The following is a 12,211-nucleotide window of genomic DNA, read 5'->3' on the forward strand; positions in this document are numbered from 1 at the left end:
ACAGCTCCTCCTTAGGCCGCGGGCCGGGGATCAACGTACTGTACTGAATAAAACCGTAGTTCTGGCCGAGCTTCTCCATCGGTTCGGGATAGGGAGAGCGCACCGCCGCCGAAATCCGGTCCAGATTGCCCGCCAAGGGAGCAAGCTCCGTCATTGCCACTTTACCGTACGCTTGCTTGGCGATGGGGTCCGGCAGCCCGTCCGCTGCAAGCGGCTTATACTTTGCGATGATGTCACGAACGGCAAAATATTTGTCCGTCGGCTCACCGTTTTCGTTTAACAGCGCATCATAATCGTAGCTGGTGACCGTTGGCTCGTAGCTGTCTTCCGTATGGCCGTTGGCTCCGCTCCAGAAGCCGAAATTCGTTCCCCCATGGAACATATAAAAGTTAACGGAGGCTCCCAGGCTCAGCATTTCATCCAGAACAAAAGCGGCGTCTTCCGCCGGACGAGTATGATGCTCCTCACGCCAGTGGTCAAACCAGCCGTCCCAGAATTCCATGCACATGACCGGCGCATCCGGCTGATACTCCCGCAGCTTCTCGAAGGATTCCCGGGCGCGGGAGCCGAAATTGACCGTTGCAAGTACGTCTTCCACCATCCCGCCCTGGAGCATGGCGTCTTCCGGGCCATCCGAAGTAAACAGAAGCACGTCCATCCCCCGGCTGATCATCGCGTTTTTCAAATAGTTCAAGTACGGCTTGTCGTTGCCGTAACTCCCGTATTCGTTTTCGATTTGCAGCGCGATCACCGGGCCTCCCTGGGTACAGAGCAGAGGCTTCAGCTTAGGAAGGAGCACATCATAATAATCATCGACATGGTCGAGGAACGGCTGATGGTAACAGCGCAGGCGCATATCCGAATCCGCCAGCAGCCAGGAAGGCAGTCCCCCGAATTCCCATTCCGCACAGATATACGGTGATGGCCGAACGATAACATAAAGTCCGAGGCTGCCAGCCAGTTCGATAAACTTCACCAAATCCGCGATGCCTTCAAACTGGAACTCCCCTTTCTGCGGTTCATGCAAATTCCACGGCACATACGTTTCCACGGTGTTTAAACCGCAGGCTTTCAATTTGATGAGCCGGTCCTCCCAATACTCCGGTACGACACGGAAGTAGTGAATCGCTCCCGACAAAATTTGAATCGGATCATCATTCATATAAAAGGCAGATCCCGAATATCGAAACGTAGACATAAGTTCCTCCTGTGGTTAGGTTGAAGGTATTGTATTAAACTGATGGCTCGCGGACGGCGTAACGCTGTTCAAACTCCTTCAAAAGGATGGTCTCGCCTGCAATTCTGGACTCTTCAGCGGCAAAAGCCATCAGATGACTCTGGACGGAATGGTCTGCAGATGTAAGGCCTTGAGCCTTGGCGTCCGCCCGTACCAGCTTGAGGAAATCGCTCATCAGCTTCATATCGCCGCCGCCATGGCCCACATGGCCGCCCATGTCCCCGAACGTAATCCGTTCGACTTTGCCGCTGCCGAAGTGAATGATTTCGATTTCGTTTTTCTCCATTGCTCCGCGGATTTCTCCTGTCGTGCCCATCAGCTTGATCGTGCGGCTGACGTCTCTTGTAAATGCGCTCATCGTAAACGCAGCCGTGATACCGCCCTCAAACTCGAGATTCACGACCTGATGGTCGACGACGTCGTTATCACAGTGATATACGCATCTGCCGTATGGCCCTTCCTGCAGCGCTTTGTAACGGGCTTCGTAGCTCATGTCGTCACTGATGGCCGATGTCGGCCAGTTCGTATCATCGGTTAAATATTGATCGGGCGCATAATAGAGGCATTCATCCGCAACCGGACAGCCGTCCAGACAGCGGAGCGGAGCTCCTTCAGGCGCTTCGGATGCCGTAAAATGGCTGAGCGTGCCGAAGGAAGATACTTTGACGCAGTCCGCACCGGCAAGCCACAGCAGAATATCCAGGTCATGACAGGACTTGGCCAGAATCATCGGACTGGAGTCCTCCTTACGGCGCCAATTCCCTCTGACAAAGCTGTGCGCTTGATGCCAGTACCCCACATTCTCATTATGCTGGATCGACATCAGCCGCCCGATCGCACCATCTGCCAGCAAGCTTTTCAGCGTCTGGAAAAACGGCGTATACCGGAGGACATGACAGATGGAAAACACAAGTCCGGCTTGTGAAGCCATCTCCCCCATCCGGATGCATTCCCCGGGATCGGGTGACATCGGTTTTTCCAGCAGCACGTGATAGCCTGCCTGCAGCGCCTGCATGGTCGGCTCGAAATGCTGTTGATCCTGGGTACAGATCAGCACGGCGTCGGCCATCTTCGGAGCTTGGAACAGATCGTCCCAATGTTCAAAGCACATCGAATCCTCCAGCCTGTGCCTCGCCTGAAAGCTTTCCCTCCGTTCCTTGACCGGCTCAGCCACGGCAACTACCTCAAGCTCATGCGGATGCGACAGCGCGTATTCCAAGTAATTGATGCCGCGCAGGCCCGCTCCGATCAAGGCAACTTTCACTTTTTTCACGTCTTCTTTCCCCTTTCGTTATTCCTTGACGCTTCCGACCGTCATCCCTTTGACAAAGTATTTTTGCAGGAACGGATATACGACCATGATCGGCAGCGCCCCCATAAAAATCTGCGCCGTCTGCAGCGTTTTCTCGCTCAAATTTTCCATCGCTTTGATTTGTTCAATGGAAACGGACGTCATTTGGGAATTGATCGACATAATGAGCGTGGACAAATAGGTCTGCAGCGGATATTTCTCCGGCGAATTCAAGTATAAGATGCCGTCGAACCAGGAGTTCCAGTGGCCGACAATCGTAAACAGGCCGATGGTCGCGATCGAAGGTAAAGAGACCGGCAAATAGATCCGCCATAAAATTCTCCAGTGTCCCGCGCCGTCGATCGTTGCCGCCTCGTCCAGCTCCCGTGGAATGGTGCGGAAGAAATTCAGCATCAGCACCATGTTCCATACGTTCAGCGCGCCAGGCAAAATCAGCGCCCAGATGGAATCGATCAAACCTGTATTTTTCACGATGATATACGTAGGAATGAGACCTCCGCCGAAAAACATCGTAATCGCAAAGAACCAGACATAGACCGTCCGATACTTAAACTGGTCGACCGACTTGGATAGCGGATAAGCCGAAATAAAGCACAGGAACATGTTGACCGCCGTGCCGAGCGCTACCCGCTCGATCGAAACCCCAGCGAACGAAGAATTCTACCTTTTGCCCAGGTACCGGTAAGCATCAAAGTTGAAGCCGACGGCCACAGTTTGACCTCGCCGGCCATCGCCGCCGTATTCGAACTGAGGGACACGGATAGAAGGTGGATAAACGGATAATGCCAAGAAGCGTAATCGCCGTCAGCAGCGCCGAATTGAAAATGACGAACATTTTTCTGCTCAAAGTTGGTTTGTGCATCTCTCTGCCTCCAGCTAAAAAATGCGGTAATTGTTGTATTTGTAAGCCGCGTAATACGTTAGCGACACCAAAACCAAAGATATCGCGGATTTAAACAGTCCGACGGCAGCGGCAGGTCCGAATTGCTGGCTGAACATACCAAGCCGGTATACGAACGTATCGATGATATCCGCTCCCTCATACACGGTCGGGTTATACATGATCAGGATCTGCTCAAATCCGGCGTTCAAAATCCCGCCAAGGCTGAGGACTCCGAGTAATATCAATATCGGTGCCATGCCCGGCAGCGTTATGTGAATCATCTGCTTCCATCTTCCCGCACCGTCAACCTCGGCCGCTTCGTACAGCGTGGCATTGATTCCGGTAATGGCGGCGAGCATGACGATCATGTTATAGCCCATCCCTTTCCAGACATCCGAGCCAATTACAATTCCACGGAACCACTCATTATCCAGCATGAACATGATCGGCTTCAGTCCCATGGCTGTCATCAGTCCGTTAACGGGTCCACTCAAGGAAAACAGCTCGATAATGACACCGCCTAGAACGGTCCAGGACAGAAAAAAAGGCAGAAATACGGCCGATTGGATAAAGCGGGAAAACCACCGCTTGGTGACTTCATTCAGCAGCAATGCCAGGATTAACGGAACTAACAGGAACAGCACCATTTTAATAACCGCGATCACGATCGTATTCCACAGCACCTGCTTGAAATCAGGCATGGCAAATACATATTTGAAATTGTCAAAACCAACGAACTTTGAATGAAAAAAGCCGGACAGCGGCTCAAACTGCTGGAAAGCCATGACGAGACCGGCCATGGGGCCGTAGGCATAAATCAGCGTCACGATAACGCCGGGCAGCAGCATGAGATGAAGGATATATTCCTTTTTCAGCGTTCTCACAGATGGACCTCCCCGTTCAATCGTAAACAGGAGGAATCGCCAGGACTAAAGCAGGCTCCTCCTCCCGTTTCACTTCATTTCAGGATTGCTAGCGGCAATCGCGAATCGAATTATTTCGCAGCCTGCTGACTGTACCAGTCGTTAACCTCTTTGGTAATTTGATCGCCGCCAAGGGATTTCCAGCTCTGAACGAATTTGTCGAAATCGTCCAGGGATCCGCCCAAGATGATCTTCGTAAACGCTTCCTGCATCAGCTTATCGAGCTGGGCGCCCTTTTCGACCTGCGTTTCCGTCGGCAATCCGAAGAACTCGTTGTTCACGAAAGCTCCGCTTTCCTTGATCTTCCGTGTCATCCCCCAACCGCCGTCTTTCGCCGCGCGGCTGAAGTATTGGCCCCAGTTTACGCCTTTGGAAGCGTTGGCCGTGTTGCCTGCAAGGTAATCCTGGGCTGCTTTGAACACATCGGCCACATTTTTGTAGTTCTCGTCATCGAGCGTAATTTCGGTCTGCTTCGCATCGAGTGCCTTGTTGACTTCCGTGTAGATCGTATCGATCTGGGCCGGGTTATAGATCCGCGGATTAAACCAGTTATAGACGTATCCGTTTTCCGCTTTGTTTTGTTCCATGTATTTCTTTTTGCCTTTTTCGATGTAGAAGTTGATCATTTTGATGGCAGCTTCCGGATTTTTCATTTTCTTGTTGACGGCATACACTTTTCCGCTCCGGATCTTAGGCACCAGCGATTTGCCGGGACCGTCCAGACCCGGAATTTGAATGGCGATCCACTCTGCCTTTGGATCCTTGTCCACGTTCAGGTTCAGCGGATAGTTCGGATACCACCATTCCCCGTAGACGATGCCGACTTTGCCTGCTGTAATGTCTTCGACAGCCTTGTTTTCGTCCTTCAAAGCGAACTCTTTGTCCAAAATGCCGTCTTTGTACCAGGATTGCAGCTTGCCAAGCGCATTCTTCACTTCCGGTTGAATCAAGCCGGGAATCAGCTTGCCGCTGCTGTCCTTGATCCAGGCGGATTGATTGTCGCCAATCGAAGGATACGCCCCGAAGCCGTTAAAGAAGCCTCGCAGATCATAAGCCCAGAAGAACAGATTTTTTTGCAGCGATACGCCGTACGTATCGTTTTGTCCGTTTTGGTCCGGGTCGTTCTCAACAAATGCCTTCGCGACCTTATCCAGGTCATCCATCGTCGCAGGCGGCTGCAGTTTCAGGTTGTCGAGCCAGTCTTTACGAAGCCATAGCAGCTGCGTCGACAGGAAAGGGTCTTCAAATGCAGGGATACCGAGCAGCTTACCGTCTTCGGAGAACGTCTTCATCGCAAAGCCGCCGTCGGACTCCATGTATTTCTTCAATTCCGGTGAAGCGTAATCGTTGTAAGCTGCGGTCAAATCAGCAAGCATGCCCTGCTTCTTCAGCTTTTCGAAGTTTTTCTGGTCCAGCTCCATAATGTCCGGCAGGTCGGCCGAAGCCATCGCGAGCGAGAATTTTTGCTCGAATTGGCTGGATGGAACGGTCCATTTGTATTTGACCTCGATGTTTAACATGTCTTTCAGATCTTTGAGGTAAGCATTTTGGTCAGGCGTAATGCCTTTCGGTGTCCGCGGGTCCTCTGGCGGGTTATAACCCAGCACCTCCGTTACAGTTACCGTTTCAGGGTATTTGCCAAGCGGCTCGGGCGGTGCGTCTGTGCTCTTGGTTTCTTCCTTGGCTGCCGGGTCTGCGGCAGCTGAATCAGCCCGTTTACGATAACCGGCTCGTCATCCACGATCAACAATCGGTACATGATGCTGCCTCCTTTTATGTCTCTGGTATAATGGTCAGGTTGATTTTTAAGCCGCCATGCATGCTTCTTGACGCCGTTAAGCCGCTCTCCGGCCCGTACTTGAGCTTGAGGCGATTATTGACGTTGATCAAACCCGTGTTCTCGATCGATTTTGAATCCCTGGCGAGCTTGGTGTTCAACTGTTCGATCATGGCATCGGTAGCCAAATTCCCGTTATCTTCGACCGTCACGCACAGTTTCCCTTCCCGGTATTCCGTCCGGATGTAGACCTTTCCCTCCATCATGCCGTCTTCAAAGGCGTGCTCAAACACATTTTCCACGATCGGCTGAATGATCAGCCGCGGCACTGTGATTGTAGCGGGAACTTCGGTCTGCTCCTCGTATTCGAAATGTACCCGATTGGAAAAACGGATGCACTGAATATCGCAATAATCGAGCGCATGTCGGTACTCTTTATCGAAAGGCACCTCGTCCGCACCGCTTCTCGTAATGTACTGGTAATAGCTGCCGAGACGCTGGGAGAGCTCAGCAGCGCTGTCCGAATCGCCTACTTTGCACATCATGTAAATATTAAAAAAAGCTGTTGTACAGAAAATGCGGATTGATCTGGGATTGAAGCTGCTTCAGCTGGGAGCGCTGCAGCGCTATTTTTTGCTCATAGTTATCCTCGATCGAATTTTTGAGCTTGCGTGCCATATTGTTAAAGCTGTTGAAGACGTAATGGAACTCATCCTTCGTTTTGGATTCGATCATAATGTTCAAATTGTCGGTCTCAATCATATGAAACGCCTTGACCAGTTTGGATAAGGGCCTGTGGATCATGAGATTGACGGAAAAAGAGTACAGAATCATCACGATGATCGCGATGATAAACAGGGTGTAGAACCATGTAATAAATTGGCTCAACGGGCGCGTGATCTCATTTTGATTCACATACATGATGAGCGATAAATGCAGCGAACTGACGTCATTGGGTGTAATAAAATAGTTCACGCCGTGCATCTTCCGCATCTCAGGCATACTCGAATTATGCAGGCTTTCATCATCAAAAAGCCCCAAAACCGCAGCGGACTCCCCCTGCTCCTGCGCTGTCGTCAGAACGGTTCCCGCCTCTTTATCCCCGAGCAGCACTTCGGATTGCGGATACAAATTGGCAATTTCTCTCAAAGCCTCCAACAGCTTGGGTCTGGAAATCTCGATATAAGACCAGACCGCGCCGTTATTTTCCGTTTCGATGAAAAAAATCCGGCTTCCGCTCCTATAGAACGATGGTTTGGGCGTAACGGCCATTAGCGACGAGATCAGCTTCAGTTCCTCATTGGGCGTATTGGTCACACCCGAGTCCGTGGAAATCGTTTTGCCGATGGCTTCGACGTAAACGCCCGCATTCACTACATATTCGCTGGAAACGGTCAGTGTCGGGGCGGATCGGCGCCATCCTGGCACTCGGCGGTTTCCTATGCAGAGACGTACTTCAAGTCGGTGTGGAAAGCGGCCGTTCTCGGCATTCTGCTTGGTTCGCTGGTCCAGGTGCTGCTGCCCGTCCAGTGGCTGTATAAACTGCTTGGCAAAACGACGTTTAAGAGCACCCTGATCGGCGGGGTCGCCTCCCTGCCCGGCATGATGTGCACCTGCTGTGCCGCCCCGATTGCGAGCGGCCTGCGCAAGCGCAACGTGTCCGTCGGGGCGGCTTTCGCTTTCTGGCTCGGCAACCCGCTGCTGAATCCGGCAACGCTTATCTTCATGGCTTTCGTGCTGTCCTGGAAATTCACATTGCTGCGCATTGTTCTGGGACTGGCCCTGACGTTCGGCGTGAGCTACTTCGCGAACCGCTTTGCCGGTTCCTCCGAAGTGCCAGAACCGCTGGAAGAAGCAGCGGCTGTCAAGGAACGGACCGCGGACCTTTCCTGGTCCGCTGGGCCAAGAGCCTCGGCTTGATGATTCTCAGCGTCGTTCCGGCATACCTGATTGCCGTCCTGCTGCTGGGTGCTTTCCAGTCCACCCTGTTCCCAGTATGGGTTGGGGGCGGGATCGCTGCTATTATCCTGTTCGCTGTCGTCGGAACGCTGTTCGTCATTCCGACGGCTGCCGAAATTCCGATCATCCAGTCCTTTCTGTCCCTGGGCGTCGGTTCGGGCCCAGCCGCTGCGCTCCTCGTGACGCTCCCGGCAGTCAGCCTGCCGTCCATGCTGATCGTGGCCAAGTCCTTCCCGCGGAAAGTGCTGCTGTTCGTGTTCGGCGCGGTCATCGTGACCGGACTAATCAGCGGCCTGCTGGGCGCTTGGCTGCTGTAATTGCGGTGAAACGCATATAAAATCAAAGCAATCCATCCACAGGAATTTTGTGGGTGGATTGCTTTTTTCTTTGGGCTGGATAAATGAATGGGAGGCAAAGAAAAATCAAGTCGAATTTTTAGTTGACTACTCAACTTAATTACGTTATCATTTTCGTAGACTAAGTTTACAAGTCAACTAAATAAAAACAAAATGCACACTAGATGCCCAACAGCAGCGGTGTGAGCAGAAGGGTGAGATACGTATGGTTAGCGGAGCATTTCCTTACGAAAAAAAGCGTCAACGGGTTTATGATTTAGAGATGGCTTATGTAGAGGTCGGCAGTGGTGATCCGATCGTTTTCCTGCATGGTAACCCTTCCTCCTCTTATCTATGGCGCAACATTATTCCTTACGCACAAACGCCGGGCGCTGCATTGCCCCCGATTTAGTCGGGATGGGAGATTCCGATAAACTGCCGGTTAGCGGTCCGGGCGCCTACACCTTCGCTCAGCACCGGGAATACCTCGACGAGCTTCTTAACAAACTTGGGATTCATGAGAAGATCACCTTCGTCGTACACGACTGGGGCTCCGCTTTGGGATTTGATTGGGCGCAGCGGCATCCTGGCGCTGTGGACGGTATCGTGTATATGGAAGCGATCATCAAATCCAGCAGCTGGAGCGAGATGCCGGAACAAGGCCGTAACATTTTTCAAGCGCTGCGGTCTGAAGAAGGTGAACAGATGATCTTGGAACAAAACTCGTTCCTGAATGTCAATCTTCCCGTTAATGTCATCCGCCAGTTAACGAAGGAAGAGCAGGAGCAGTATCACCGCCCCTTCGTCGAACCAGGGGAAGGTCGTCGTCCGATGCTCTCCTGGGCAAGACAGCTTCCTTTTGACGACGAGTCAACGGCGGAGGTGAATGAAATTGTCGCGGCTTATGGCCACTGGCTGGCACACAGCCACGTCCCCAAATTATTCATCCATGCAGAACCGGGAAGAACTTCGCAGTCCCAACTGGATTTTTGCCGTAGTTGGCCCGAGCAGACCGAAGTGACGGTGCCAGGGCTTCATTACCCGATGGAAGATGCCCCCGATAAGGTCGGGGAGGCCCTTGCCTCTTGGTTGAAAAGGCTGAAATAGAGCTTGAGCCAAATCTGCTTGTGGAGAGGAGAACATGATCAGATGACCATTTCGCGAAGGGAAGTCTTATCCGATGAATTGCTGTCATGGACAGGTGTAACGGTTAACCCCCACCGATTCGGCGGAATTGAGTTTCTTTATGGGGGAAAAGAAATAGGTCATTTACATGGGGACCATCTGGTTGATCTGCTCTTGCCCAAATCGAAACGGAATGACGTGGTAACCACCGGTCTTGCCAACCCGCATCATATGTTCCCTCATTCGGGTTGGGTATCCATTCATTTGAAGTCTGAAAGGGACATGACCAACGCAGTTGAACTTTTGCGCTTCAAGTATGAATACCTGGTGAAAAAGATAGATGGCATCAGTTCTGAAAAAGAAACAAGCGGCTAAAATCCAGCCGCTTGTTTCTTTGAGGTTCTGGGTTGTTTGTGGCAACCATGGTGCCGAACGGAAAACGATGACCGCGGGTCACTTATAAATGCGAACCTCCGGTCGCATCGAGCATTTGCCCCGTCACCCAGCGGCCGTCCGGCGAAGCCAGGAAAGCGACGGCATCCGCGACGTCCGCGGCCTCTCCGATTCGTCCAAGAGCGGACATTTCCGCCGCTCCCTGACGGGCTTCCGGCGTGTTCAGCCAAGAGGCGTTCACATCGGTGTCGATAATGCCGGGAAGCACGGCGTTTACGGTAATGCTGCGCGGACCCAGCAGCTTCGCAAGGTGCAGCGTAAAGGTGTTCACCGCCCCCTTGGTCATGTTGTAGGACATGATATGCGGAAATGCGATTCGGGTCACGCCTGAAGAAATATTGATAATCCGCCCTCCGTCCCGCAGCCGATCCATCGACTGCTGCACGAGAAAGAACGGCGCTTTCACATTCACAGCAAACACCTCGTCGAAGTCTGCCTCCGTTGTTTCTTCCATCGTTTTCGATGTTCCGATGCCGGCATTGTTCACCAGAATGTCATACTGGCGGCTGCCTGTCCGCCGGGTCAGTTCGGCATCGAGTGATTCAAGCAGACGATGGACACCTTGAATGTCCTGAAGATCGGCACCGATGGCAAACGCCTGGCCTCCCTGTTCCTCAATCATCCGTACGACCTCGTCCGCTGCATCCCTGCGGCTGCCGTAGTGAACCGCAATAAGCGCACCTTCAGAGGCAAGACGCAGTGCAATGCCCCTTCCTATCCCCCGGCTTCCTCCAGTCACAAGAGCTGTTTTTCCTTCCAATCTTTTCATACCTGCTCACTCCTTCTTCTGTGGTTTGTAAACCCACTGTACACTCTCCCCTTAAGGGGAGAGTCAACTCCTGGAGTGAGCCTTCGGTCAAAAATAACGAATCAAGGGCTCAGAGTACCGCGCAGTGGGAGGATTACTTCCGACCTGCGGAATTTTCCGTACATGTCTTGTTCGGAGGCAATATAGACTTCACGGACCGGCTCACCGGGTAACGGTTCATATCCCTGCGATGCGACCCATGCCATGACGTGCGCTGCTGCAGGACAGTGGGCGGCATAGGGGTTGCAGTCATGAATCAGGGATGCGGCGGTTTCATAGCCGGGCAGCTCTACGATGCGGACGCGCCCGCGCTCCGGAGTTGGTTCCTCCAGTGGAAATGCCACCTCAATGTCAATGACTTCCCTTTCGCCTTCCCCGCCCGCGTCATGCCAGAGAGAATCAGCGGTCCGTCCGCTGTTCCGCAGCCGCCAGCCATGACATAGTCCCTGACCTCATTAACCAGCAGGCAGAGGTCCTGCCGCGGGATCGTATCCCTGACCGAGGCGGCCCATTGCGGCTGCAGCTCGCGGAGCGTTACGGCTTCGGGTCCTTCCACCGCAGCCGCCCCGACTTGTTCCAGCCGCTGCATTCTCCGGTCGATTTCTTTTAGCTGACGCTGTGCTTCCTGGATGGCGGTCTCCAGATCAGCCCGCTTCATAGCGAGCGTATCCGCAGCCGTACCGGGCGTTCCCACCTCTTGAAGCAGTGGAGCGATCTGCTCCAGTGTCAGCCCCAGCTCTTTAAAAGCGCGGATGCGTTCCACCGTCAGCAGATGATCGGCGGAATAATACCGATAGCCGGAACTCTCATCCACAGCGGACGGTTTCAGAATCCCCAGCTCATCGTAATAACGCAGCGTTTTGATCGATATCCCGCTCATTTTGGCAAAAGCGCTGATTTTAAACATGCTCTTCGTTTCCCTTCCGAGGTAAGATCTCAGCTTCATTGTATGGAGGTACAGCAGCTGCGTCAATTGGGGAATAGCAAACACCTAACCTGCATTCCCAAAAAAAAGGCTGCAGTCCGGGGCATCCATGATGCCTCCAGATTGCAGCCGCGGTGATCTTAGCTCAATTTTTTACTTAGTGAACCGGAGAATATTCCTTCCCTTCGCCGCCTGCAGGAGCAACCTCCGCCGTATGATCCAGCTTCTTACTTCCCATAAACAGTGACGCAAGCAGGGCCAGAATCGCAGGCACGCAGGCCCATGCGAATGTCTGGACGATTGAAGAAGCGAGCATCTCGGAAATGTTATTCAGCACTTCAGGCGGAATGAGCGAGCGCGTCTACCGGAGCCAGCAGCGCATGCGGATCCTTGATATCGAGCCCCGCCGGCCTATTGCCGATGCTCCTCCCGCGTTTGCTGCGTCCAGCCCCCGGCAGAGCCGAACCCTTTCGT

General features: G+C 52.9%; 15 protein-coding genes. 5 read left to right on the forward strand and 10 right to left on the reverse strand.

The genetic code is table 11. The features are described from left to right. The 8 genes from CPT76_RS37410 to CPT76_RS39705 form a co-directional block, all read right to left on the reverse strand. The coding region (locus tag CPT76_RS37410) for a glycoside hydrolase family 35 protein (protein ID WP_105443400.1) at positions 1 to 1,198 on the reverse strand (1,198 nt) is incomplete at its 3' end. 34 nt (positions 1,199 to 1,232) lie between these two features. After that, entirely contained in the window at positions 1,233 to 2,510 is a 1,278-nt protein-coding gene (locus tag CPT76_RS14465) for a Gfo/Idh/MocA family protein (protein ID WP_105443401.1), read from the reverse strand. A gap of 18 nt (positions 2,511 to 2,528) precedes the next feature. Next, positions 2,529 to 3,152 carry a carbohydrate ABC transporter permease gene (locus CPT76_RS14470; protein ID WP_374954646.1) on the reverse strand — a complete coding sequence of 208 codons (624 nt, stop codon included), beginning with the start codon at positions 3,150 to 3,152 and terminating at the stop codon, positions 2,529 to 2,531. A gap of 273 nt (positions 3,153 to 3,425) precedes the next feature. Next, entirely contained in the window at positions 3,426 to 4,316 is an 891-nt protein-coding gene (locus tag CPT76_RS14475) for an ABC transporter permease (protein ID WP_105443402.1), read from the reverse strand. 110 nt (positions 4,317 to 4,426) lie between these two features. Then, entirely contained in the window at positions 4,427 to 5,875 is a 1,449-nt protein-coding gene (locus tag CPT76_RS14480; RefSeq protein WP_258168465.1) for an extracellular solute-binding protein, read from the reverse strand. A gap of 98 nt (positions 5,876 to 5,973) precedes the next feature. After that, positions 5,974 to 6,114: a hypothetical protein gene (locus tag CPT76_RS37415; RefSeq protein WP_181152853.1), complete on the reverse strand. Its 141-nt coding sequence runs from the start codon at positions 6,112 to 6,114 to the stop codon at positions 5,974 to 5,976. 14 nt (positions 6,115 to 6,128) lie between these two features. Beyond that, a complete protein-coding gene (locus CPT76_RS39700) occupies positions 6,129 to 6,677 on the reverse strand; it encodes a sensor histidine kinase (protein WP_258168467.1) in 549 nt (182 codons plus the stop codon). 7 nt (positions 6,678 to 6,684) lie between these two features. Next, positions 6,685 to 7,560: a sensor histidine kinase gene (locus tag CPT76_RS39705; protein WP_258168472.1), complete on the reverse strand. Its 876-nt coding sequence runs from the start codon at positions 7,558 to 7,560 to the stop codon at positions 6,685 to 6,687. A 36-nt stretch (positions 7,561 to 7,596) separates the two neighbouring features. Between CPT76_RS39705 and CPT76_RS41430 the strand changes: the two genes are divergently transcribed. The 5 genes from CPT76_RS41430 (at position 7,597) to CPT76_RS14500 (ending at position 9,926) form a co-directional block, all read left to right on the forward strand. Then, entirely contained in the window at positions 7,597 to 8,052 is a 456-nt protein-coding gene (locus CPT76_RS41430) for a permease (RefSeq protein ID WP_181152953.1), read from the forward strand. Then, positions 8,052 to 8,408, forward strand: a complete 357-nt coding sequence (locus CPT76_RS41435; RefSeq protein ID WP_308737631.1) for a permease — start codon at positions 8,052 to 8,054, stop codon at positions 8,406 to 8,408. Before CPT76_RS41430 ends, CPT76_RS41435 begins: the two co-directional genes overlap by 1 nt. Positions 8,409 to 8,652: 244 nt before the next feature. After that, complete coding sequence (locus CPT76_RS38370; RefSeq protein WP_219845426.1) at positions 8,653 to 8,838, forward strand: hypothetical protein; 186 nt, start codon at positions 8,653 to 8,655, stop codon at positions 8,836 to 8,838. Positions 8,839 to 8,843: 5 nt separating this feature from the next. Then, complete coding sequence (locus tag CPT76_RS14495; RefSeq protein WP_219845427.1) at positions 8,844 to 9,533, forward strand: haloalkane dehalogenase; 690 nt, start codon at positions 8,844 to 8,846, stop codon at positions 9,531 to 9,533. A gap of 48 nt (positions 9,534 to 9,581) precedes the next feature. After that, positions 9,582 to 9,926, forward strand: coding sequence for a luciferase domain-containing protein (locus tag CPT76_RS14500; RefSeq protein WP_105444088.1), 345 nt, complete (start codon positions 9,582 to 9,584; stop codon positions 9,924 to 9,926). 82 nt (positions 9,927 to 10,008) lie between these two features. Here the strand turns inward: CPT76_RS14500 and CPT76_RS14505 are convergent, their stop codons facing one another. Then, complete coding sequence (locus tag CPT76_RS14505) at positions 10,009 to 10,773, reverse strand: glucose 1-dehydrogenase (RefSeq protein WP_105443403.1); 765 nt, start codon at positions 10,771 to 10,773, stop codon at positions 10,009 to 10,011. 328 nt (positions 10,774 to 11,101) lie between these two features. Next, positions 11,102 to 11,803: a MerR family transcriptional regulator gene (locus CPT76_RS14510; RefSeq protein ID WP_105443404.1), complete on the reverse strand. Its 702-nt coding sequence runs from the start codon at positions 11,801 to 11,803 to the stop codon at positions 11,102 to 11,104. Between the last annotated feature and the right edge of the window lie 408 nt (positions 11,804 to 12,211).

Source organism: Paenibacillus sp. AR247 (assembly GCF_002968895.1).
Lineage (GTDB): Bacteria > Bacillota > Bacilli > Paenibacillales > Paenibacillaceae > Paenibacillus_AQ > Paenibacillus_AQ favisporus.

What these genes read in the sequence shown, in the direction of transcription:
- CPT76_RS38370 (WP_219845426.1), top strand. Translation starts at nt 8,653, where the DNA reads ATGGTTAGCGGAGCATTTCCTTACGAAAAAAAGCGTCAACGGGTTTAT.
- CPT76_RS14505 (WP_105443403.1), bottom strand. Translation starts at nt 10,773, where the DNA reads ATGAAAAGATTGGAAGGAAAAACAGCTCTTGTGACTGGAGGAAGCCGG.
- CPT76_RS14470 (WP_374954646.1), bottom strand. Translation starts at nt 3,152, where the DNA reads ATGTTCCTGTGCTTTATTTCGGCTTATCCGCTATCCAAGTCGGTCGAC.
- CPT76_RS41435 (WP_308737631.1), top strand. Translation starts at nt 8,052, where the DNA reads ATGATTCTCAGCGTCGTTCCGGCATACCTGATTGCCGTCCTGCTGCTG.
- CPT76_RS14480 (WP_258168465.1), bottom strand. Translation starts at nt 5,875, where the DNA reads ATGTTAAACATCGAGGTCAAATACAAATGGACCGTTCCATCCAGCCAA.
- CPT76_RS39700 (WP_258168467.1), bottom strand. Translation starts at nt 6,677, where the DNA reads ATGATGTGCAAAGTAGGCGATTCGGACAGCGCTGCTGAGCTCTCCCAG.
- CPT76_RS14495 (WP_219845427.1), top strand. Translation starts at nt 8,844, where the DNA reads ATGGGAGATTCCGATAAACTGCCGGTTAGCGGTCCGGGCGCCTACACC.
- CPT76_RS37415 (WP_181152853.1), bottom strand. Translation starts at nt 6,114, where the DNA reads ATGTACCGATTGTTGATCGTGGATGACGAGCCGGTTATCGTAAACGGG.